22 protein-coding genes and 1 pseudogene are annotated in these 21,130 nt (G+C 67.0%); 12 read left to right on the forward strand and 11 right to left on the reverse strand.

Features of this window, described 5'->3' with window-relative positions; genetic code table 11:
- Positions 1–135: 135 nt before the first annotated feature.
- From BR07_RS26975 to BR07_RS27850, 4 genes and pseudogenes are all read right to left on the reverse strand, one after another.
- Positions 136–306, reverse strand: coding sequence for a hypothetical protein (locus BR07_RS26975; protein WP_155957004.1), 171 nt, complete (start codon positions 304–306; stop codon positions 136–138).
- Positions 303–518, reverse strand: coding sequence for a hypothetical protein (locus BR07_RS24205; protein WP_231476300.1), 216 nt, complete (start codon positions 516–518; stop codon positions 303–305). The genes BR07_RS26975 and BR07_RS24205 overlap by 4 nt, the downstream gene beginning before the upstream one ends.
- Positions 519–914: 396 nt before the next feature.
- Positions 915–1,646 carry an alpha-hydroxy-acid oxidizing protein gene (locus BR07_RS27595; protein WP_231476301.1) on the reverse strand — a complete coding sequence of 244 codons (732 nt, stop codon included), beginning with the start codon at positions 1,644–1,646 and terminating at the stop codon, positions 915–917.
- Positions 1,598–2,287, reverse strand: a pseudogene (locus tag BR07_RS27850) (alpha-hydroxy-acid oxidizing protein); the annotation flags it as partial. The pseudogene BR07_RS27850 and the gene BR07_RS27595, both read right to left, overlap by 49 nt.
- Positions 2,288–2,908: 621 nt before the next feature.
- Between BR07_RS27850 and BR07_RS0111220 the strand changes: the two are divergent.
- From BR07_RS0111220 to BR07_RS0111245, 4 genes are all read left to right on the forward strand, one after another.
- The gene (locus tag BR07_RS0111220; protein ID WP_442970317.1) at positions 2,909–3,628 is read left to right on the forward strand and encodes an alpha/beta fold hydrolase; all 720 of its coding nucleotides are present in this window, start codon (positions 2,909–2,911) and stop codon (positions 3,626–3,628) included.
- Between the two features lie 197 nt (positions 3,629–3,825).
- Positions 3,826–4,029: a three-helix bundle dimerization domain-containing protein gene (locus tag BR07_RS0111225; RefSeq protein WP_027505531.1), complete on the forward strand. Its 204-nt coding sequence runs from the start codon at positions 3,826–3,828 to the stop codon at positions 4,027–4,029.
- Positions 4,030–4,611: 582 nt separating this feature from the next.
- Positions 4,612–4,872 carry a hypothetical protein gene (locus BR07_RS24215; protein WP_155957006.1) on the forward strand — a complete coding sequence of 87 codons (261 nt, stop codon included), beginning with the start codon at positions 4,612–4,614 and terminating at the stop codon, positions 4,870–4,872.
- A 90-nt stretch (positions 4,873–4,962) separates the two neighbouring features.
- A complete protein-coding gene (locus BR07_RS0111245; RefSeq protein ID WP_155957007.1) occupies positions 4,963–5,919 on the forward strand; it encodes a hypothetical protein in 957 nt (318 codons plus the stop codon).
- Positions 5,920–6,091: 172 nt separating this feature from the next.
- Here the strand turns inward: BR07_RS0111245 and poxB are convergent, their stop codons facing one another.
- Entirely contained in the window at positions 6,092–7,825 is a 1,734-nt protein-coding gene (poxB, locus tag BR07_RS0111250) for a ubiquinone-dependent pyruvate dehydrogenase (protein WP_027505533.1), read from the reverse strand.
- Between the two features lie 227 nt (positions 7,826–8,052).
- Between poxB and BR07_RS0111255 the strand changes: the two genes are divergently transcribed.
- From BR07_RS0111255 to BR07_RS0111275, 5 genes are all read left to right on the forward strand, one after another.
- Complete coding sequence (locus BR07_RS0111255; RefSeq protein WP_027505534.1) at positions 8,053–8,253, forward strand: hypothetical protein; 201 nt, start codon at positions 8,053–8,055, stop codon at positions 8,251–8,253.
- Between the two features lie 125 nt (positions 8,254–8,378).
- Positions 8,379–10,490 carry an RNA polymerase recycling motor ATPase HelR gene (gene helR / locus BR07_RS0111260; protein WP_027505535.1) on the forward strand — a complete coding sequence of 704 codons (2,112 nt, stop codon included), beginning with the start codon at positions 8,379–8,381 and terminating at the stop codon, positions 10,488–10,490.
- 162 nt (positions 10,491–10,652) lie between these two features.
- On the forward strand, positions 10,653–11,141 hold the full coding sequence (locus BR07_RS0111265) for a DUF3995 domain-containing protein (RefSeq protein WP_027505536.1): 489 nt from the start codon (positions 10,653–10,655) through the stop codon (positions 11,139–11,141).
- The gene (locus BR07_RS0111270; protein ID WP_037185684.1) at positions 11,138–12,565 is read left to right on the forward strand and encodes a serine hydrolase domain-containing protein; all 1,428 of its coding nucleotides are present in this window, start codon (positions 11,138–11,140) and stop codon (positions 12,563–12,565) included. Before BR07_RS0111265 ends, BR07_RS0111270 begins: the two co-directional genes overlap by 4 nt.
- A 124-nt stretch (positions 12,566–12,689) precedes the next feature.
- Complete coding sequence (locus BR07_RS0111275; RefSeq protein ID WP_155957008.1) at positions 12,690–13,181, forward strand: hypothetical protein; 492 nt, start codon at positions 12,690–12,692, stop codon at positions 13,179–13,181.
- A 263-nt stretch (positions 13,182–13,444) separates the two neighbouring features.
- Here BR07_RS0111275 and BR07_RS0111280 read toward each other — a convergent pair whose 3' ends face one another.
- Positions 13,445–13,876: a hypothetical protein gene (locus BR07_RS0111280; RefSeq protein ID WP_027505539.1), complete on the reverse strand. Its 432-nt coding sequence runs from the start codon at positions 13,874–13,876 to the stop codon at positions 13,445–13,447.
- Positions 13,877–13,937: 61 nt separating this feature from the next.
- A complete protein-coding gene (locus BR07_RS0111285) occupies positions 13,938–14,114 on the reverse strand; it encodes a hypothetical protein (RefSeq protein WP_155957009.1) in 177 nt (58 codons plus the stop codon).
- A 587-nt stretch (positions 14,115–14,701) separates the two neighbouring features.
- Here BR07_RS0111285 and BR07_RS27855 point away from each other — a divergent pair.
- Entirely contained in the window at positions 14,702–15,553 is an 852-nt protein-coding gene (locus BR07_RS27855; protein WP_331280450.1) for a DUF6745 domain-containing protein, read from the forward strand.
- A gap of 28 nt (positions 15,554–15,581) precedes the next feature.
- The gene (locus tag BR07_RS0111295) at positions 15,582–16,034 is read left to right on the forward strand and encodes a hypothetical protein (RefSeq protein WP_027505541.1); all 453 of its coding nucleotides are present in this window, start codon (positions 15,582–15,584) and stop codon (positions 16,032–16,034) included.
- A 54-nt stretch (positions 16,035–16,088) separates the two neighbouring features.
- Here BR07_RS0111295 and aztD read toward each other — a convergent pair whose 3' ends face one another.
- From aztD to aztB, 4 genes are read right to left on the reverse strand one after another with little or no spacing between them, the layout of a single operon-like run.
- Positions 16,089–17,300, reverse strand: coding sequence for a zinc metallochaperone AztD (gene aztD, locus BR07_RS0111300; protein ID WP_027505542.1), 1,212 nt, complete (start codon positions 17,298–17,300; stop codon positions 16,089–16,091).
- Between the two features lie 32 nt (positions 17,301–17,332).
- Entirely contained in the window at positions 17,333–18,256 is a 924-nt protein-coding gene (aztC, locus tag BR07_RS0111305) for a zinc ABC transporter substrate-binding protein AztC (RefSeq protein ID WP_331280451.1), read from the reverse strand.
- The gene (locus BR07_RS0111310; protein WP_027505544.1) at positions 18,256–19,473 is read right to left on the reverse strand and encodes a hypothetical protein; all 1,218 of its coding nucleotides are present in this window, start codon (positions 19,471–19,473) and stop codon (positions 18,256–18,258) included. Before BR07_RS0111310 ends, aztC begins: the two co-directional genes overlap by 1 nt.
- A 33-nt stretch (positions 19,474–19,506) precedes the next feature.
- Complete coding sequence (gene aztB / locus BR07_RS0111315; RefSeq protein WP_231476305.1) at positions 19,507–20,364, reverse strand: zinc ABC transporter permease AztB; 858 nt, start codon at positions 20,362–20,364, stop codon at positions 19,507–19,509.
- Positions 20,365–20,418: 54 nt separating this feature from the next.
- Here aztB and aztA point away from each other — a divergent pair, with 54 nt between their 5' ends.
- Complete coding sequence (gene aztA, locus BR07_RS0111320; RefSeq protein WP_027505546.1) at positions 20,419–21,063, forward strand: zinc ABC transporter ATP-binding protein AztA; 645 nt, start codon at positions 20,419–20,421, stop codon at positions 21,061–21,063.
- Positions 21,064–21,130: the final 67 nt, after the last annotated feature.

Genomic DNA, 21,130 nt, shown 5'->3' on the forward strand with positions numbered 1-21,130 from the left:
CGTGTACAGCCCTTCTCGGGCTGAGCGCACTGATCGGTCGGTTCCCCGAGCAACGCCACAGCGAAGGACAAGTGTTCTACGCCTGCTGCGCCAGTTGGTGTTCACCTTCCACGCAGCCGCTGCACCGCTGAAAGGTCAGGTCAGATCAGGCGGTGGCGTGGTGGGACGGCCGGCAGCAGTGTCGCGAAGCCACTGCGGTACCTCTCGTCCGCTTCGCTCGCGGATGGCGATGGAGGCGCGGGCAGCGGCAGCAGCCACCCTGGGCCGCTCGGCCGGTCGGTCACTGCGTTCCTCGGTGGCGGTCATCGGGGGTCCTCCTGCTGCTCGCTCTGGCTGTCAGTGTCCTCGGTTTCGGTCGGCGGCACCAGCGCCCGCCGTGCCGCTGCACGGTCGGTGACAGCGACCAGAACGTCTTCCTCGGTCCTGGTGGTCAGCGCCGAGTCGGTGACCGTGGCGTAGATGTCCCAGCCGAGTTCGGCCTCGTCGCCGTTGTCACTGGTGTGCGTTCGAGGCACCATGTGATGCGTTGCCAGGCCTGGGCGCGCTTGTCTGCGACAGTGCGTTGTCGGACGGTGAGAGGAACGCCGACGACGGCGAGGACCAATAGACGAGATGTGGTACGTCGTCTCTATGCACGTCGCTGGGGTCCGGTCGTACCCGAGGGTGTCGGCGTGGTCATGGTGGCGTCCTGTATTCACTTGGCCGCGGCCCGAATGACTTTGCTCGCAGTGCGTTTGGGTGGTCTTGCTGTTCCGTCTGTGGGCGATCGCCTTGATGATCGGAGCTGAGCTGCGAGTGATCGGCACACCGGGATGCCGGACGGCGGTTCGCCGTCCAGGGTCTGTTGTATTCGCGAGGAAAGTAGGGTTCGCGCCGCGGCTCCGTCGTGGCTCACTGCGCTGCACTCGATCGTGTCATGGTGCTCGCCACAGGGAGTCTCGATCGATGCTGTCGGGTGAGCAGTGGCCGGCGAGTGCCATGACGAGGTCGAATTCGGCAACGATATTGGCGACGACGTCGGCGGCACCGGCGGCACCGGCCAGAGCGAGTCCGTACATGTGCGGTCTGCCGATGCACACGGCGTCGGCGCCCAGGGCGAGTGCCTTGAACACATCCGACCCTGATCGGATTCCGGAGTCGAACAACACCCTCACGCGTCCGTCGACTGCGTCGACGACCCCCGGCAAAGCGTCAGCGGCTCCGATCGCTCCGTCGATCTGTCGTCCCCCGTGGTTGGACACCATGATTCCGGCGACGCCGAGATCGACGGCGCGTCGGGCGTCGTCGGGATGCAGAACGCCTTTCAAGACGATCGGCAGGGACGTGCGGTCCTGCAGTCCGGCGATGTCGTTCCAGTTCAGGCTTTTCGCGAGTAGATGTCGGTGAACGTCGTCCCCGCGGTGCGCGGCTCGGGCGACAGGAGATTGGCCACGGTGCTGCCCGGTGCGTTCCGTGCGATCGAGAACAGGGTGGACAGCGCGGACAGTGCACTCGACGGGCCCGTGATGGGGAGCTTCGGCTTTTCGGCGCCGGCCGCCAGGCGCTCCGCGACGATCGAACGGAACCGAGCATCCGAGGTGTACTGGCTGATGCCGATACCACGTGAGAACGGTAGCGATCCAAGGTTGAGGTCCTGTGGTCGCCATCCCAGCAGTGTCGTGTCGAGGGTCACCGTGATCGCGCTGGCACCGGAGCGCTCGGCCCGCGTGAGCAGGGAATCGACCAGGTCGTCGTCGGTCGACCAGTAGAGTTGGAACCACCTCGGGGACCCGGGCGCGATCCGGTCCATGCCGGCAGCGACCTCCTCCATCGCGACGGACCCCTGGTTGGAGAAGATGTAGGGAAGTCCCAGTGTGGCGGCGGCTTGGCCGATCAACAAATCTGCCTATCGATGCACTGCGCCCCCGGCTCCGACCGGAGCGAACAACACGGGTGCCGGAAGCGTGAGGCCGAGGAGTTCGCTTTCGGTGGTTCTCGCAGACACGTCCCGAAGGACCCGAGGCACGATGTTCCATCGGTCGAGAGCGCGGCGGTTGTTGTCCATCGTGGTGCCGGAGCCGGCCCCACCCGCAATGTAGGCACGCGCTCGGTCGGACATCTTCGTGAGTGCACGCCGTTCCAATCCAGGGAAATCCGTGGGAACAGTCGGTGTTCGTCCGGCCACCCCCGCTGTGTAGATGTGGTTCTGGCGTTCGCGTCCGGTGGAGAGTGGCATGTGCGGATCCGTTCCCGAGTCGTGGCCCACTTGGTCGGCATTGCCGTCGACCGATCGATGGTGCGTCGGCATGGCGGGGACGGTACACGAGCTCGGATTAGCGAGGAATGCGCAGCTCAAGGGTGTGCAGCGGCACAAATTCGGTGAGGTGCCCGTGTGCGCGGTTGCCCTTGCGTCCTCGTCCGCCTCGTCGTTCACCTACAAGGTTGTGCGCCGTCTCGTCATGAAAGCCGTTGCCCGTGCGACCGGGGCAACTGACAGCAATGATTCCCGACTGCTATTGCGGTCTCATCGGAACCGTGATGGTCATGTGACTCTTGATCCACGCTACTGAGGTGGGATTCATGGTCCCACTGGATTACCGAGTTCGGCCGGGGACAGTCACTGGGTCCGGGGTCCGAGTCCCTTCTGGTTCAGATGCTACTCACTACTATTTTTCGAGACCGTGGACCACAGGTCTGACGGCGAGGTGCCGATGTGACGTCGACACGGCGTGCCTGTCCGGTGATGAGTTCGGCAGCGCACCCGAGTCGACACGGCATGACTACACACACGCTCGCCGTTTCCGGCGCCACCATCACCTACGACGTCCATGGTCCACTGACCTCGGATACACCCCTGTTGCTCATCGGTTCACCGATGGATGCGAGTGGGTTCACTACGCTCCGTACGCATTTCATCGATCGACCGGTCGTGACCTACGACCAACGCAACACCGGCCGCAGCGTCTGTGGCGAACCCACGGCTGCGGTCACGCCGTGGCAGCACGCCGCCGATCTGGATGCGTTGATCACAGCGCTGGGGTCCGGACCTGTCGACGTGTTCGCGTCGAGCGGCGGCGCGGTCAACGCCCTCGTCTGCGTCGAACGCCGGCCGGGCGCGATCCGAACTCTCGTCGCCCACGAGCCACCCGCCGGTGGTGCACTCGCTGACCACAACCACATCTCGGCTGCCTGCACGCACATGGTGGAGTCCCACGACGCGGCGGGGACGGGGCCGGCGATGGCCGAGTTCATCCGCCTGGTGATGCACCGCGGTCCTGTCGACGACGCGTACCTCGCAGGGCCGGCGCCGGACCCGGCGCAGTTCGGACTCCCGACCGAGGACGACGGTTCTCGTACCGATCCGCTGATGTCGAACATGCGTGGACTGGGCGTCGATTACGTGCCCGACGTGGAGCGTCTGACGGCAGCGTCGACTCGCATCGTCATCGCAGTAGGCGAAGAGTCCGGTGGGCCTGAGGACGGCGAGATGGCCGGTCGTGCAGCGTATGCGGTGGCCCGTCTGTTGGGCCAGGACGCTGTCGTCTTCCCCGGCGGACACCAGGGGTTTCTCGGTGGTGAGTACGGTCAGACGGGCCGGCCCATCGAGTTTGCCGCAGCGCTCCGGACGTGGTTGGACTGTGCTGGATGAGGCGTGCCCGAGTCTGGGTGCGGCAGCAACGGCAACTGCAGCACAGTCGGATTCTCGGAGCGAAAAGCACGCGAAGTGACCCGGCAGTCGGAGAACCTGCGCACGAGGTTCGCGCTCATTGCCGAGTGATCGTTACCGCTGCGAACAATATCGTCGAAACGTTGACTCGGTCCCGATACGAGGTCGATTCTGAGTAGATGACAACCACCAACGAATCGGAGCATCTCGCGGCGGTGCAGGACCGGCTCACCGCCGCCCTGCCCGGGGTGAGCCGACACGACATCGAACAGACCGTGGCGGCCGAGTATGCCCGCTTCGAGGGACGCTCGGTGCGCGACTTCGTGCCGCTGTTCGTCGAGCGCAACGCACGAGAGGCACTGCGCTCCGTCGCACCGCACTGACACCACCTGTCGCACAGCAGTACACGGCCGCCCAGAACGTGGGCGACCGTGCACGGTGCGGCCATTCACCGATCGGATCGCGCTTGCTGCGGCGCGGATCAGATCGGCCCGGGGTGTGTCAGCTGAAGAAGCTGAGTCCGTCGAGGAAGTCGCCGCTGCCGCCGAAGATGTCGGACAGGGCGCCGAGGAAGTCGACGAAGCTTGCGAGGTCGGTGATCATGGGAGCTCCCGTGGTCGAGTGGTGGTGGCAGGAATGCCTGTTCATTGGTACCGAGCATTGGTGAACGAACGGTGGATCGTCGGTTGTCCCAATGGGGTTGCCGCCGTGAACGGTTCCGATCAGACCGGGGTGATCACCAGCAGCTGAGCCCAGTACGCGGCGGTATGCTCACCGAGGTAGGGGAGCAGGGTGTCGAAGAGGATGTAGGACAACGGGGGACTCCTCGGGTCGGGTCGTGGTGGGGCTGCGCCGAGTGAGGGGTGCCCGCTCCGCGGGTAGTCGGAGTGGCGGTGCGGTGAACAGCGGGTGTCGACTCGGCTCACCGCCGGGTGGGACGGCTCGTCGGCCGCGATGATGGTGCGATGAGCACGAGTCAGGCCGAGGGCCTTCGCGGGATGATCGAGTTCGCGCGTCGGTGGTTGCCCTACGGCGGCGGTCCTGACGAGGAGATCCTCGTGACGTTCGGTGTCCCCGGGTACCAGTTCCACGAGCGGCTCGCTCGTGTCCTCGACAGCGGCGACCCGACGGTGGCGCAGGCGTTGTCGGCGCCCGAGATCGCGGCGCTGCGCCTGCAGTGCCGTACCCGCTCGCTGCATCGTCACAACGTCCCCGCCTGGCAGTGACCCACTGGTCCTCGAAACGCCTCGTCAGCTGCCGCTGAGTCGTCCTCGGCGAGACTCACCGCGACTGCGCGAGGTGGGATGCTTCCGGCCATGACCGGTCGACATGTGGGACTCGCGTTGTTTCTGGTGGTGACGGTTGCTCTCGCGTCCTACGGCGTCCTGACCACTCCTGACCCGAGGTCGGTCGCCGAGATCGGTTCGGCCGATCACTTCGTCTGCGCGTTGCCACAGGACGTCGGCGGCTATCTGGCGGCCCCGCCGCCGCAGCAGAGCGTCGCTCCCCGTCCGGCGCGGGGCACGGTGCCCGAGGGGTTCGAGCCGGTGGCAGCCGTGGTGTGCGACATCGGTATCGGAGACCACGTCGATGCCGACGGGACCGTGACCTATGTCGAACGCCGCTACGCCGGGGACTTCGGCAGCGCTGTGCGGGAGCTGAACGGGCCGCCCACACGTCGCTCGATCTTCGACGCCGAATGTCTGGCGTCCGTGCTCGCTGCGGCGCCGGTCGACATGTGGCTCGTCGACGTGGACGGCCGCGCCGTACAACCGTCGTACCCGCGTGGTGACTGCGGCCTGGACAATACCCTGGGACTCGCCAAGATTCTCGAGCTCCCGGAGGTAGAGGCCACCGAACACCGCGTCCGCCTCGATGCTGCCGGGATCACCTACTTCTACTCGTGCTCGCCGATCGTCTCGACACCGGTGCCGGGGTCTCGGTCGCTACTCGACCTGACGTTGACACCGTCCGGGTTCTGCCGCTTCGACACCGCCGGACCCGATCTGATGTTCACCGGGGCGGATCGGTACGAATCCGAGCCGTACCTCGACTGGAACGCCGCCCTCATCGACGTCGAGCCCGCCGGTCCCTGCGGTGAACGCGCGACGTCGCTGGCGACCACCTCGACGCAGTCCACGATCGGGGACGAGTTGGTCATGATCGACGTCCTTATCGAACTCGACGGGTGCCGGCGCATCCTGGGCGACGGCTTCACTCCGTTGTCGGCGCCCGCCTCTGTCGTCGACTCGATCGTCAGCGCAGCGTCGTGACCTGACGTCTGTCGGCCACGTCGGGTCGAGCCCTGACGGCCGTGGTTTCCGTTGATCGCCGTTCACAGAGCAGAACGTGGTTGGGGCGCACGTTTCACCACTCGACGCCTGCATGGTTGCGCGTCGACCACGACCGTGGCATCGGATCACGCCAGTCCGGCCAGCAAAGCTTTCAGTCGAAGATCCGCCGACGGACATTGGTGTCCGCGAGGTCCACGAGTTCGTCGGCCCGGCCGGACAAGATCGTCCGAATGCCGTACAGCGTGAAGCCTTTTGCCTGTTCCAGAGTGATCTTGGGAGGGATGGAGAGTTCCTGCGCCGCGGTGACGACGTCGATGACGGCGGGACCGTCGTACGCGAACGCGTCGGTCAGAGCCGCCTCCAAATCCTGCGGCTTCTCCACTCGTCGGCCGAACATCCCCAGAGCCTGTGCCACAGCAGCGAAGTCGGGGTTCTTCAAATCGGTGCCGTAGTTGACGATGCCGGCAGCCTTCATCTCGAGTTCGACGAAGTTCAACGACGAATTGTCGAAGATGATGACCTTGACCGGCAGACCGCTCTGCATCAACGTGATCAGCTCACCGAAGCCCATCGTCAACCCGCCGTCGCCGGCGAAGGCCACCACCTGCCTACCCGGCTGAGCGGTCTGCGCACCGATCGCCAACGGGAGAGCGCAGGCCATCGACCCGTGATTGAACGACCCGAGCAGCCGGCGTTTGCCGTTCATCGTCAGGTATCGGGCGGCCCACACGACAGGCGACCCCACGTCGACGGTGAAGACGGCATCGTCGTCGGCCAGCTCGTTCGCCATGCGCGCCAGATACTCCGGCCGGATGGGTGTGCGGTGCCGGTCGTCCACAGCGAACGAATCGAGATTCTTGCGTGTCTTGCGGTAGTGCTTGACCGATGTGTCCAGATGCTTGCTGTCCGTCTTGGCGTGGACACGGGGGAGCAGAGCGTCCACGGTGTCGGCGACGGTACCCACCAAGCCGACGTCCAGGGTCGCTCTGCGGCCCAGGTTCTGGCCACGGATGTCCACCTGGATGATCTTCGCGTCGTCGGGATAGAAGTTGCGGTACGGAAAGTCGGTGCCCAGCATGAGAAGAACGGCGGCATGCGAGATCGCGCGGTACCCCGAGGCGAAGCCGAGCAGCCCCGTCATCCCCACATCGTAGGGATTGTCGTACTCGACGTGCTCCTTGCCGCGCAGTGCGTGCACGACAGGAGCCTGCAGCGCGCCGGCGATCTCGAGCAGTTGTCGATGCGCACCCGCCACACCGGCGCCGGCCAGAATGGTGATGTTGTCGGACGAGTTCAGGATCGACGCGGCCTCGTCGAGCGAGGCATCGTCGGGTCGCACGTGGGACGTGGTCGCGCGGATGGCCGGGGTGGCCTTTCTCTGTTCGGCATGCGCCAGCAGCACTTCGCCCGGGACGACGACCACTGCGACACCGCGTTCCTCGATCGCCGCCCGCATCGCCATCGCGAACACGTGTTCCGCCATCTCCGGGTCACTGACCAGTTCGCAGAAGACGCTGCACTCCTGAAAGAGGTTCTGCGGGTGAGTTTCCTGGAAGTACTGCGATCCGATCTCGCTGCGCGGGATGTGCGCCGCGATCGCGAGCACGGGAACCCGGCTGCGATGTGCGTCGAACAGCCCATTGATCAGGTGGAGATTGCCGGGACCACAACTGCCGGCGCACACCGCGAGTTCGCCGGTGATCGCCGCGTCACCGGCTGCGGCGAAGGCGGCAGTCTCCTCGTTGCGGACGTGCTGCCACGTCATGCCGTCGTTCCGGCGGATCGCGTCGGTGAAGCCGTTCAACGAATCGCCCGGAAGGCCGTAGACGTGGGTCACGCCGCTCTCGGTCAGGGTCTGCACGAAATGGTCTGCCACGGTCGCCATGGCGAACAGTATGCGCCGGATCCGCACCGGAAGCGTCGTGGAACGGGTAACCGATCGTCCTGGCTCGGACACTCGTGGAGATCGGTGAGGACCGGCGAAAGCGCTGTGTTCGAATACTGCAGCAGGTGCCCGGGCGAGCTCTGGGGACAGCCGGGCCTGTGTCGTCCCGGGGAGCGTCAGAATGGATCCATGCAGAGAAAGACGACGAGCGGAAGGCGGTGAGCAGCATGACGGACGACGCGCCGACCGATCGTGGGCCCGTGTTCGACGGTGTCCGCATCGGTAGGCCTGCGACGGGCGCGTTGATCGACGCCGGGTATCGCACGGTGCTCGACCTTCCGGCGGACCTCGCGGTGTTGTCCGCGCTGCACGGAGTGGGGCCGTCGGCGATCAGGCGGTTGGCCGAGGCGCGCGACGATCGGCGTTGACGGGAACGATCCCTTCCACCTCCAAGGTATAGCGCACGGTGGGGCTTGCGGCAAGCCCCCGCGGTCGGCGCAGAATGGCTCGCTCGATGCCATGACCTGCACGTTTCCCCGATCGGAGCCGACCTGTGGACACCGTGTTCGCCCTGCCCCCGCACCGCCGAGCCAAGGCCGACCCCGCCTCGATCGCGGCGGATGATCGACATCTCGCCAGAATCGACGCGGCCCTGCGTCGGTCCCTCGCGGATCTCGAACGACGCCTCGCCCGGACTCGCGCCGCCCCTGGCCGATCCGGCCAGGACGCGATGGAACGCGACCTGGAGACACATCGACTCACCGCTGAGATCCGCGCAGTGCGTCGTGTCGGGCGGGACATGTGTCTCGGGCGACTCGTGCCGGCGGACGGAACGGAGCCGGTGTACGTCGGGCGGCGCGGACTCCTCGACGAGGCCGGTCATCCTCTGCTCGTCGACTGGCGCTCACCAGCAGCAGCACCGTTCTTCGCCGCGACCCCGGCACGTCCGATGGGTGCTGCCTGGCGGCGTCGTTACCGGTGGACCGGAGGACGAGTGAGCGATTACTGGGACGAGGTGTTCACCGCTGAGATCCCCGACGGCGCCGTGGCATTGGACGATCGGTCGGCCTTCGTCGCCGATCTCGGGGCGGCGCGGTCGTCCCGCATGCGCGACGTGCTGGGCACCATCGCAGCGGACCAGGATGCGATCGTCCGCGCCCCGTCCAGAGGAGTGCGTGTGGTGGACGGCGGCCCCGGAACGGGAAAGAGCGTGGTCGCGCTGCACCGTGCGGCCTACCTTCTGTATGCGGATCCGCAGGTCGGGCACCACCGCGGCGGGGTCTTGGTGATCGGACCGCACGGGCCCTACCTGTCGTACGTCGCCGACGTGCTTCCTGATCTCGGAGAGGACGGCGTCCGGGTGTGCCTGCTCGACGAGATGGTTCCCGAGGGCCGGAATGCAGTAGCGGAGGCCTCACCACGCGCCGCCGCGGTGAAAGGCTCCGCGTCGATGACGGAGATGATCGATCGCGCGATCCGCTTCTACGAGACTCCGCCCGCGAACGACATGGTCGTCGAGACCGAGTGGGGTGCAGTGCTGCTCCGGGCAGCCGACTGGGCGGAAGCCTTCACGGCACCCGACGCGGAGACTCCGCACAACGATGCGAGAGAGGAGATCTGGGCGGCGCTGAGCGATATCGTCGTCGACCGCCTCGCCGGCGACGTGTCGGCCGCCGAGCTGACGTCGTCGCTGCGGGCGATCGACGAGCTTCGCGACAGCGTCGAGTCGTCGTGGACGGTGATCGATGCTCCCGATCTCGTCGCCGACCTCTGGGCCGTGCCGGCATACCTACGCCATTGCGCGCCCTGGTTGGACGAGGACGACAGGGCCGCGGTCCGCAGAGACCTCGGTGCGCCCTGGACGACTGCGGATCTCCCTCTTCTCGACGTCGCTCGTCGCCGCCTCGGAGACCCACGGGCGACGACAATGCGCGTGCGCCGTGCCCGGACGATCGCCTCCGAGCGTGCGCGCCGACGCGCGGTGGTCGACGATCTCGTCGAGTCCGACGATTCGGAGCTTCGTGTCATGTCGATGCTCCGCGGCGACGACTTGCAGAATATGCTGGACTACAACGAGTTTCCGACGGGCGAACCGGATCGGCTTGCTGGTCCGTTCTCCCACGTCGTCGTCGACGAGGCCCAGGAACTGACGGATGCGCAGTGGCAGATGATCCGTGCCCGCTGCCCGTCGGGCAGTCTCACGGTGGTGGGTGACCGCGCGCAGGCCCACAGCGGTTTTCCGGAATCCTGGGAGGCGCGGCTGGCGCGTGTCGGATTCACCGACGTGGCGGTGTCCACGCTCGACGTCAACTACCGCACACCGGCCGAGATCATGGCCGCGGCCGAACCGGTCATCAAAGCGGTCCTCCCCGACGCGAACGTGCCTCGTTCGGTCCGCAGCACCGGGGTGGTCGTTCGCCACGCCGGAGTGGACGACCTGGACGCGATTCTCGACGAGTGGGCCGCGGCCGGCGAGGGCGTGGCATGCGTCATCGGTATGCCGGCTCGGCCGGACACCGAGCGGATCCGTTCTCTGAGCGCACGGTCGGTCAAGGGGCTCGAGTTCGATCTTGTCGTCCTCGTCGAGGGGCCGGGTGTGGACAGCGCCGTCGACCGATACGTGGCGATGACGCGGGCGACGCGGCAACTCGTGGTGCTGAGCTGATCGACTGGTGCGGGTGGGATGGTTCCGAGACGGCATTCCTGGTGTCCCTCGTCGGTCGAGACCTCGTCTGTCTCAGGGTGGGGTCGGGGTGTTCCCGGATGTTCGGGCGAGCGGAACGTTCCTAGTGTCGATCGTGTGCAGACACCCTCGGAGACGACGCGCATGAGTATGCCTGCGGCGGTGGCCTTTCTCCTCGCTGCGGCAGCCGGGCTGCTGCATGCGGCCGCGAGCGCGTACTGGGCGGTGGGAGGTCGATGGCAGCTCGCCTCGGTGGGGGACTGGGCGGTGACCCTGGCCGACGACCGACCGGTGGCGAGCGGTCTCGCGCTCGGTGTCGTCGCTGTCGTGAAGGCCGGCGCTGCTGTCCTCCCGTGGGTGACCGAGCGGGTCCGAGGCCACCGTTATCGGCAGGTCCGCGTGTGCGGGTGGTGCGCGGGCGGTGCGCTGTTCGTGTGGGGCGCAGTGTCGACGGTGTCCGCGGTAGCGGTGCTCGTCGGCGTCATCGTGCCCGACGGCGGGTACGACCGGACCGCGATGATCGGGCATGCCGTGGTCTGGGATCCGCTGTTCACGGTCTGGGGAGCAGCGCTGCTGACCGGGTTGTGGTCCACCACGCACCGGGCCACAGCGCTGACGGGAGTACGACGATGACCGCGGCACGACGAGTCGTCGCCGTGTTTCTGGGCGCCCTGACACTGCTCGCACTGTCGATCTGCCCAGCGGCCGGTCGAGGGCACGACGAGGAGTCGTTGCAGGGCCTCGTCACTCGGTGGGCCTCGGAGATCGGTGCACCGGGCATGGCCGCACGGATCGTCGACAGCGACGGTGCACGGTCTACGGCATTCGTGGGAGTCGACGGGGACGGTCACGACATCGACGGGTCGACCCCTTTCGTCTGGGGGTCGGTGTCGAAGCAGTTCGCGGCAGCGACAGCGAGGGGCCTCGAGCGCGAGGGCGTTCTCGACGCCACCAGCCCTGTCGTCGAGGTGGTCCCGCAGGCTCGCCGAGTGCTCTCCGACCCCGCAGTGACCGTCGACGACCTCGTTCATCACACCAGCGGGCTGCCGCACGACATCACCGTCACCGACGAGTGGACCCGAAGGGGTTCCGCGACAGACGCCGTCACCGCCCTCGACGCGCCGAAGGGGGCCGGTCCTCGTGGTGAGTTCCGGTACTCGAGTCTGAACTACCTGCTCCTGCAGGCTGTGATCGAGCAGGCGGGAGGGTCCTCCTACGCGGACGCCGTGCGCCGCGTCGTACTCGATCCCGCCGGCAGTGACGCCATCACCGACCCGCAGTTGTTCGTCGACAGTGTTCCGCGGGGACACGTTCCGTTCTTCGGTTCCACCCGCCCGGTCGACGTCGGTGTCGATTCGGCGGGGTTGGGATACGGCTACCTCGCCGGCTCCATCGATGACCTGGGACGCTATGCGTCGTGGCGACTGCGGGAACGTCACGACGACGAAGCCCGGTATCGCGAGGTGCCGACAGCTCAGGGTTCGACCTACGGTGACGGCCTGTTCCACGAGAGGATCGATGGCCACGATGTCTGGTGGCATGCGGGTGCGGTGCCCGGCTACTACACTTACGTCTCTGTGATTCCGTCGCTGGACACAGCAATCGTGGTGGCGGCGAACCGATACGGTGAGATCGAGGCCGATCGACTCGCGGCCGTCGGCCGGAACCTGACGACGTCGGTGACGGGTGGACGGACGAGCGAGCTACCCGAGTCCTCGGCGTCCACCGTGCTCGGAGCGCTCGCTGCGATCATCGCGACGCTGGTGGTCGGCATCGGCGTTCACGCGGTCCGCATCGTCTCGGGCAGGACGCCCCAGCGGACCAGAGGAGTCGCCGTCGTGCGCGGGGTCGTTGCGGTCGGGGTAGGGACAGCGGCCGCTGTCGCCGTCCTGTTCGGACTGTCTTCTTCGACCGGCGCGGGGTTGTCGGTGGCAGGCAGGTGGGCGCCGGACGTGGCTCTGTTGGTGTGGGTATTGCTCGTGGCGATCGCTGCGGCCGCCGTGGTCGACGTGCTCGGGCAGGTCGTGGGGTGCCGACGTGTCCGTGGGGCGCAGTGAGGTCAGACATCGGGAGTGTCGCTGGTGTGCACTCGCCGACGCCCTGTCCGGCGTTCACACGAGGTCGCGGCGGCGCAGAGCCCACGATGCGGTGGCCAGAAGTGCTGTGGCCACGATGACGAGGATGAACGCGGCAGAGTGGAACCGGCGCGCCGACGTCGGCGGGAAGATGCGTGTGCGGTGCTGTGTCGCGCAACCACTGGGGAGCGCCGATGAGGGTACCGAGCGGCCCCAGCAGCAGGTCGAGGACGACTGCCGCCCACCCGACTGCGATCCACCGGCTTCCGAATCCGTATGCGGCGTAGGCGATCGCGGCGACGGCAAGGGTTGCCGGCAGCTGCGACACCGCTCCGACGAGCACGTCGACGACACCGGGGCCGTCTCCGCCGACGGCAGCAGCCCCGGTGACGAGCCCGACACCTGCCAGAAGCAACACGAGGGTTGCCGTGACTGTCGCCGTGGCGGCAGCGGCGAGCAAACGGGACACAGGGGAGACGGCGGTAGCGAGGAGTATTTCCGCGCGACCCGTCCGGTCGTCCTCGCGCAGGTGCCCGACCACGGTGTCACGCCGAACTCGTGGGCGAAGGCAGCGATGAACCCGCTGCTGGTGCTGTAACCGACTGCTGCTGCCGTGTCGGCGAGGTGTGTCCCCGCCCGAGAAGGTCGGCCGCAGCGATCATGCGAGCGCGTGTCCGCCAGCATCCGTAGGTCAGTCCCGTATCGGCGGCGAATGCTCGCAGGATCGTTTTCTTTCTGACTACGGCACCAACAGGAGCTTTCAGCGCTACACGAGAGCGATCAACGCTTTCGCCGCGGCCCTGGACAATTCCACCGTGTCGGAAGGACAGTAGAGCCGGACTGCCCGGACGCACCGATGCGTCACGTACGGCGTTCGCTCTGTCCGAACACACGTCGACGAACGACGGCGCCGGCGACACTACACACCGCAGCGCAGACAAGGCCGCTCGCGACGGCGACGCCCGGTGCGAGGGAGGTCAATCCCGCAACGAGTGACACCCATGCGAGGACCACTGCGCCGGTCTCCAGGCGCGCCGCCAGGACTGGCCCTGTTCTCCGTCTGTGCGCCGACACCGCCTTCAGGTACAACCCGTAGGCGGCATAGACCGTGGTGTACGCACCGATGCAGAACGCGAACACACCCATCGCGAACCACCCGGGGACAACGTCGTAGGGAGCGTCGCCGAGGGCGGACATTGCGGCGACCGAGATGGGCACCACCAATGCCGTTCCGATGTACAGGAGGACGGCGAGGCCCAGCACCGAATCCTTGGGCGACGACGTCCACGACATCGCACCACTGTAACCAACTGATCGGTCTAGATCGTGCTCGCCGCTGCCGCGCACGGGCGGGTCACGGCGTGTCCGTGCGAGACCTGACCGAGAGAATCGCTGCGACCAGGGCTCCGACCAGCAGGAGGAGCACCACGTCGTCGCTGCGATCGGCCGCCGACGTGCCTCCCCACGTCGCCACGCGCACGATCACCGCGAGCAGGTAGAGGCCGATCGCGGCGGTGCGTGGATTTCCCATGACGGCACCGTATGCCTGTATCGACGCCGCATCAACGCCGAAGACGAACAAGTGGCAGCGCACGAATGGTCTATCGCTCGACGGTGTCAGGTCCGGTGCGCTGCCCCTCTGGAGAACTTTCAGCCGAATGTGCCGATCCTGCTGCGGGTATCGGCACCGACTCTTGCGCTGCGTCGCGGGACGTGTCATTCTCGGACGCATGACAACCGGAAAGGCGGACACCGCCACCCTCGCGTGAGCGCCGCAGCAACACCCTTCGCGGTCAGGGCAGGAACCGCATCGTCATCGATTCATCAGATGGCATCCGTACCCACGTTGCGGGACACGTGGCTCGCGCTGGGTGTGTCCACTCTGCCGTCCGACAGGCCGACCGCCGAGGCCGCCGTAGCGGATCTGTACAGGCATGCAGGGTTCCGTTGTCCCGAGTTCGTGTGGGTACCGTCCCCACCGGCTGGCGCCGAACTGGTTGTCTCCGAACAGTTGTCGGGTACGAACTCCCTGACGTCCGGTGCTGCCGCTCGAATCGCGTCGACCGTCTCACGGTCACGCGAACGCATGGACAACCGCACGGGCGGGGTGTCGCGACGATGGCCTTCCGACAGTCGCTCCCTCTGGGCTGCACGCACGCAGCCACTGGCGGAGTCCGCGCGGCAGGGGATCGCGCCCGACGAGTTGCTGCGAATCGCGGTGTGGGATTCATTGCGCACCAGCCTGTTCGATGGAGTGGCGGCCGCTGTGCGGTCACTCGTTCAGCGACCGACGGGAAGCGTGGCGTGGTACGGGCAGCAGGAAGCGCACCGGCTCGCGTACTACGACATCCATCGCACACTGGGCATCTCTGCCTTCCGCGGTACGGATCACGCATCCTCGATACTCAGACAGCCCTCGCGGGGGCGACCGGCTGGTGGTGGGCATTCGACAATGTCTGCGTCATGTCCGAGCGACCTGGAATTCTTCAGACCGAACCTCTTCCGGGAGCGGTGCACAACGAACGGCGACTGCACGGACAGAACGAGCCCGCCGTCCAGTTCGCCGACGGACGATCCGTTCATGTCGATCACGGGACCATCGTTCCCGAGTGGGTGATCGCCGAACCCACCGTCGAGCGCATCGCACGCGAACGCAACATCGAGGTACGCCGGTGCGCCATCGAGCGCATCGGGTGGGACGTCTACATCGACGAGGCCGGACTCGAGCTCGTCGACCGGACGGACGATCCGGGGAATGCCGGCGCCCCGCTGTCGCTCTACGCCACGCCGACCAGCTGGGTGGACGACGGCGGAATCCTGCTAGTGGTCAACGGTTCTGTCGATCGGGACGGTCGGCGGCGACGCTACGGGTTGCCGGTTCCGAACGGCATGACGTCCGCGCTCGACGCCGCCGGATGGACCTACGGCATCACCGGCGACGACTACTCCTGTCTCGTGCGCCGCACGTGACCACATTCCGACGACCGAGGTGACTTCGATGACCACGACCATGACTTTGTCCACACTCACGGCCCTGACCGGCCTCGACGTCTTCGACTATCTCGATCGAGACGTGTCGATACCCGTCGTCGACGGGCTTCAAGCTCAGGGCGATCTGATCGTCGTGCCGCGCCCGATGATCGTCCACGTGCAGGCAGTTCGGGGCACGCGGGCCGGCGACGTGCCCCTCACCGGCGTCGAACTGCTTCGCAGCGCCGCCGGCGGCAACCCTCACAGCCTCGTCTGCGAGGAAGGCCATTGCATGTGGTCCACTCCGGTGTTCGATCCGAACGGCCTTGCGTTGGGCATCCTCGACACCGAGGTCACGGCGTACCTGATTCATCCCGAACACGGTGCGACAGGAATTGCGCCCGGCTCCTACGTCATCAGCAGGCAACGCGAGCGTGGAGTGGGTCGACACTTCCGATCAGCGCGGTTGGTCGCGGATTGACGCACGCGACCAGCCAGGGGCGCGGCTGACACCGCGCCCCTGGTGACGACAGGATCAGTCGGTGACGGCCACGAACTCGTTCGGAGTGACGTCGAGTTCGCTGCTGACGGTGACGTCACCGGTGGTCAGATCCACGGCGTGGATGCTGTCGGTGTCCGGTTCGGTGACGTAGGCGGTGTCGCCGGTGATGGAGATGCCGGGGTGTGCGTCCTGGTACTCGCTGGGGCCTTCCCACTCACCGATGACAGGGTAGGAAGCGGTGAACTCGCGCGTCTCGGGATCGAAGACGTGCAGGGCGCCGTCGGTTCCGATGATGTAGGCCTTGTCGTCGGGTCCACGGGAGACCCCGCGCCAGGTGTACTCGGCACCGTCGGGCATCTGGACGACGTCCAGCGTCTTCGCCACGGTGTCGATGACGGTGACCGCCTGCAGCAGTGAGCCTTCCGCGTCTGCGTCGTTCTTGTAGTCGCCGACGACCAAGGGGCTGGTCTCGCTGACGTACGCGTTGCCCGTACGCCCGTAGGGCTGGTCCGGAGCGTCGAGCTTGGTGATCTCGCCCTTGTCGTAGACCAGGACACCGTTCTCGCAGCCGAATACGACGATCTCGTTCTGTGCCGTTCCCTCGCCGTGGACGCCGGGGCACTGATCGTTGCGCGCGATGACCGCACCGGCGGCATCGCGCACCTCGATACCGGTGCGTCCGTTGGCATTACCAACGGTGGTGAGGAACGTGCCGTCCTCGAGAACGACCGAGACTCCGTGATGCGCCTCCACACCGGGAATGCTCTCCACCTCGGGGAGACCGTCGCTCGACTCCAGTGCTGCCGTGTCGAAGATCGTGGTGTCGCTGGTACCGTCGGCGTACAAGATCGTCTTGCCGCCGTGCCGGACGACATGGCCCGCCTTCTCCGCCTCGAAGACCGTGTCCGTGAGCTGTGGTGCGTCCGTGGTGCCCGCGGCGGTGTCGAGTACTTGGAAGCCCTTGCTCGTGGTCACCATGACGTTGCGCCCGTCGCCGGCGAGGTTGAGGCGTGTGTAGTCCTCGGAGTCGAAGTCCGCGACGGTCTCGAGGGTGGCGGCGTCCAGCACCTGTACGCCGCCGTCGTAGGAGACCGCGACACGAGGGCCGGCCTGCATCGCTGCGGTGGTGCTCGTGGTGGAGTCGGCGGCGGTCGTGGTGGTTCCGGAGGAGCACGCCGCGAGAGTGACGACCGCGCCGAGCGCGAGCACAGTGGAGCCTGCCCGCCGGAAGTGATTGAGACGCATGTGAATCCTTTTCTGTGTGGGAACGATACCGATCAGGGGGAGAGGCCGGCGGCGATGCGTTCGGTGTTGACGCGCATCAACGTCAGATAGTCGGGGGCGCCGCCGTCGGGACCGGTGAGCGACTCGGTGAACAACTGCACGACGTCCACGCTGATGTCGGCTTCACTGGCGAGTGCCTGAACGAGTCGGTCGGGCGAGGACGATTCTGCGAAGACGGTGCGGACACCGGTGGAGTCGACGGCATCGACGAGATCGGACAGGTCGGACGCCGACGGTGCGGCGAGGGTGGTGCCGCCGGGAATGACCGCCCCGACGACCTCGAAGTCGAAACGGTCAGCGAGGTAACCGAAGACATGGTGGTTGGTGACGAGCGCACGCCGTTCGTCGGGGATCGCGGCGAACAAGGCGGACATCTCCTCGTCGAGACTCTGCAGCTGTCCTCGGTACTCGGCCGCTCGTGTCGACATGGTGGCCGGATCCACTCCGTCGAGATCGCCGAGCACCGGTTCCAAGGAATCGACGACGGCGATCATGCGGGCAGGATCGGTCCAGAAGTGGGAGTCCGGGCTGCCCGCCGCGTCGCCCTCCCGGTAGTCGAGCACGTCGATGACGTCCCCGGCGACGAACGTCGGAACCTTCTCTGCGGCTGCGGCGTCGAGATGCTGCTGTAGTCCCTCCTCCAATCCCAGCCCGTTCGAGACGACGAGGTCCGCCGAGCGCAGACGCGCGCCCTCCTGCGCGGAGATCTCGAACGAGTGTGGGTCGGCGTTCGGCTTCATCAGCGTCACGACCTCTGCCTCGTCGCCGACGAGTTCCTCGACGACGTCGCCGAGGATGTTCGTGGAGACCATGACCACCGGACGGTCGTCGGCTGTCGCCGAACATCCAGCGAGAAGGGCCACCACAGCGACTGCCGCCGCGGCCAGGAGACTGCCCGTCCGGTGTCCTCGCATCATCAGCGTCCCGTCTCGGCCGTGAAGGCCGGTTCGGACGCGGTCTCGAACGTGCGGGAGACGCGGGCGTCGTCGGCGTAGTCGATCTCGTACAGCTTCCGTTCGGTGGGCGCGCTGAGGTAGGCGCGCTGCTGGTCGGCGATCAGAGTGGGTGTCTCACCGGCGGCCTGTGATGCGGCGACGAGCGCGCCCGTCTCGGCAACGACCGAACCGTCGGCTCCGTCCAGCACGAACACGCGGCCGTCGGCCGAGAGGCCGAGAAGATGGTCGTCGCTGTCGTCGACCGCCGACACATGCGTCAAGCGAGTGGGAGCGGGAAGGAGCGTCCACGACCTCTGGCGGGTGTCGAGTAACCAGATGCCCTGATCGCCGGCGAGGCCGGCGACGGTGGGGCGGCCCTCGCGATTGTCGAACGACGTTGCGGGAGGGGCGGACACGTCAGTCGGGTACGGGATCTTTTCCACTGTGAGTTCGTCTCCGGTGGCGGACGCGAGCAGCGCGCCGTCGAAGCAGCCGATCACGGTGCCGACACGCGTGGTGATGGTGCCGGCGGCGTCGGGGCACGACTCGACGAGACCGGTGCGCTTTCCGTCCGAGGTGTGTCCGACGACTGTCCGTGAGGGGCCGACCCCGTCGGTGACGAGGGCGAACGATCCGACGGGCACGACCATGCCGTCTCCCGGCGGGTTCTGCAGCCGGAACGACTCGGAGATCTCGCCCTTCGACAACGCCGCGGTGTCGAGCAGGACGGCGTCGCCGGAGTCGGGGAAGTAGAGCCCGGTTCCGCCCGAGGTGGATTGATTCGACGTGGCCACGGTCGCGTCGCCGGCGCCCTCGACGGTGCCGAGGAGCCGGGGTTCGGCGCGGTAGTAGTGGAAGTGGTCGACGTGGTCCCAGGTCCAGACGCCACTGTCCACGATCTCGATTCCCGCGTCCGTCCCGGCGAACAGGTAGCGTCCGTCGGTGCTCATCGCCTCGGGTGCACCGATGGTGCCGAGGTCGGACACCGATTCGTCCAGTAGGTCCAGGTGCGAGATCGAGCCGGTGGGATCGATGGTCGTGAGGCCGAGTCGTGGCTCGGCGAGTTCCGCGGCGTCGGCGATCGCTCCGTGGCCTTCGGCGGGTACCTCGTCGGCGGGGATCGTCGGAGCCTGCTCGGTGGAGCACGCGGTCAGGCCGACGACGAGGGCGAGAGCGGTGGTCGTGATGTGTTGTCGCACAGTGTCCTTTCGGGTGGATCGGGTCGGCCGGTGTCAGACGGAGAGCGCCGGCGCTGATGTCGTGCGTCCGATCGACGCGGTCGCCGCCCTTGCCGCCACCGACAGGCCCGACAGCGCGATCGCCGTCGCGGCGACCGTGGCGCCGGCCGCCGTGGCCGCGTGCCACGAGATGAGCAGACCGACGAACACCGACAGCACACCGATCGAGGCGGCCGCCACCATTCGAGTCGGTATCCGAGTGGTCCACTGCCCGGCGGCGACGGCAGGTGCGAGCAGGAGTCCGACGACCAGAAGCGAGCCGACAGCCTGGTAGGAGGCCACGACAGCAAGCGTCACCAGGGCGACCAGAGCAGCCTGTGCCGCGCGGGGAGCAAGGCCCAGTACCGACGCGATGCGGGGATCGAGCGCGAGCGCCACCAACGAGCGGTGGAAGCCCGCGGCCACCGTCATGCCGACCACCACAGCGACGGCCAGGAGTGCGATGTCCACGGACGTGATGGCCAGGATGTCTCCGAACAGGATGGACGTGGCATCGGTGGCGAAGCTTCCCGAATGGGAGATGATGATGACTCCCAGTGCCAGCATCGAGACGAACAGCATGCCGATGCTCGTGTCGTAGGAGAGGGATCCGCGACGCTGGAGCGCAGCGATGCCGAGGCTCATCACGACCGCGCTGAGCGCGCCGCCCACCAGCGCGGGCGCCCCCAGGACCGTCGCCAGGGCGACCCCGGGCAACATCCCGTGCGCGAGGGCTTCTCCCAGAAAAGCCATGCCGCGGATGACGACCCACGTACCGACGACCCCGCACAGCACCGCCACGAGTGCGCCCCCGACGAGGGCGCGTTGCACGAAGGCGAGCGAGAAGGGCTCGACGAGCGCCTGAATTGTCACGCTTGGGATCGTAACGATAGTGATAGTGGTTTTCAAAGTCGTTAAGGTGAGTCCATGAGCCAGATCGACACGACCCGACTCGCTGCTCGGCTGCGCAGTGCCCGCGTGGAGTTCGACAAACACGTGGCCATCGACGGGGTCGACCTCGATGTCGTCGCGGGAGAGGTGACGGCGATCGCAGGTCCGAACGGTGCCGGCAAATCCACACTGCTGGAGATGATCGCGGGAACGCGTGCGCTGACGTCCGGCACCCGAGTCGCGACGCGGGCACTAGGATTCGTTCCACAGCGCGCGGCGGTCCCGGACCGACTGCCGGTGACGGTGCGGGACGTCGCGACAGTCGGCGTCTGGGGCGGGAGGCGGGCGTGGCGCCGTCTCGATGCCGAGTCTCGCCGTGTCGTCGACGACGCGCTCGATCGCCTCGGTATCAGCGAGCTCGCAGACAGGCCCTTCTCCGCGTTGTCAGGCGGTCAGAGACAGCGGGCGTTGCTCGCGCAGGGCCTTGCGCGTCGCGCTGATCTTCTGCTTCTCGACGAACCCACGACGGGTCTGGACGCGACGAGCGGGGATCGCATTCGGGACGTCATGAGGGCTGAAGCCCGGCGCGGCGTGGCAGTCGCCTGCGTGTCTCACGATCCGCTCGTGATCGACATGGCCGATCGGGTCGTGAAGCTCGAGGCGGGGCGGGTGGTCCGCTGATGGGCGTTCGAGTGTCACCGATCGACCGTGGATGCCGAACGGGTCATCGATTGTGGACTGTCGCCCC

This window comes from Rhodococcus sp. UNC23MFCrub1.1 (assembly GCF_000686025.1).
Classification (GTDB): Bacteria; Actinomycetota; Actinomycetes; order Mycobacteriales; family Mycobacteriaceae; genus Rhodococcoides.

What these genes read in the sequence shown, in the direction of transcription:
- poxB (WP_027505533.1), bottom strand. Translation starts at nt 7,825, where the DNA reads ATGGCGACCGTGGCAGACCATTTCGTGCAGACCCTGACCGAGAGCGGC.
- BR07_RS0111275 (WP_155957008.1), top strand. Translation starts at nt 12,690, where the DNA reads ATGAACGCGGCAGAGTGGAACCGGCGCGCCGACGTCGGCGGGAAGATG.
- BR07_RS0111285 (WP_155957009.1), bottom strand. Translation starts at nt 14,114, where the DNA reads ATGGGAAATCCACGCACCGCCGCGATCGGCCTCTACCTGCTCGCGGTG.
- BR07_RS0111255 (WP_027505534.1), top strand. Translation starts at nt 8,053, where the DNA reads ATGACGGACGACGCGCCGACCGATCGTGGGCCCGTGTTCGACGGTGTC.
- BR07_RS0111270 (WP_037185684.1), top strand. Translation starts at nt 11,138, where the DNA reads ATGACCGCGGCACGACGAGTCGTCGCCGTGTTTCTGGGCGCCCTGACA.
- BR07_RS26975 (WP_155957004.1), bottom strand. Translation starts at nt 306, where the DNA reads ATGACCGCCACCGAGGAACGCAGTGACCGACCGGCCGAGCGGCCCAGG.
- BR07_RS24205 (WP_231476300.1), bottom strand. Translation starts at nt 518, where the DNA reads ATGGTGCCTCGAACGCACACCAGTGACAACGGCGACGAGGCCGAACTC.
- BR07_RS24215 (WP_155957006.1), top strand. Translation starts at nt 4,612, where the DNA reads ATGAGCACGAGTCAGGCCGAGGGCCTTCGCGGGATGATCGAGTTCGCG.
- BR07_RS27855 (WP_331280450.1), top strand. Translation starts at nt 14,702, where the DNA reads ATGGCCTTCCGACAGTCGCTCCCTCTGGGCTGCACGCACGCAGCCACT.
- BR07_RS0111280 (WP_027505539.1), bottom strand. Translation starts at nt 13,876, where the DNA reads ATGTCGTGGACGTCGTCGCCCAAGGATTCGGTGCTGGGCCTCGCCGTC.
- BR07_RS0111245 (WP_155957007.1), top strand. Translation starts at nt 4,963, where the DNA reads ATGACCGGTCGACATGTGGGACTCGCGTTGTTTCTGGTGGTGACGGTT.
- aztD (WP_027505542.1), bottom strand. Translation starts at nt 17,300, where the DNA reads ATGCGTCTCAATCACTTCCGGCGGGCAGGCTCCACTGTGCTCGCGCTC.
- BR07_RS0111225 (WP_027505531.1), top strand. Translation starts at nt 3,826, where the DNA reads ATGACAACCACCAACGAATCGGAGCATCTCGCGGCGGTGCAGGACCGG.
- aztA (WP_027505546.1), top strand. Translation starts at nt 20,419, where the DNA reads ATGAGCCAGATCGACACGACCCGACTCGCTGCTCGGCTGCGCAGTGCC.
- BR07_RS27595 (WP_231476301.1), bottom strand. Translation starts at nt 1,646, where the DNA reads ATGGCGACCACAGGACCTCAACCTTGGATCGCTACCGTTCTCACGTGG.
- aztC (WP_331280451.1), bottom strand. Translation starts at nt 18,256, where the DNA reads ATGATGCGAGGACACCGGACGGGCAGTCTCCTGGCCGCGGCGGCAGTC.
- BR07_RS0111265 (WP_027505536.1), top strand. Translation starts at nt 10,653, where the DNA reads ATGAGTATGCCTGCGGCGGTGGCCTTTCTCCTCGCTGCGGCAGCCGGG.
- BR07_RS0111295 (WP_027505541.1), top strand. Translation starts at nt 15,582, where the DNA reads ATGACCACGACCATGACTTTGTCCACACTCACGGCCCTGACCGGCCTC.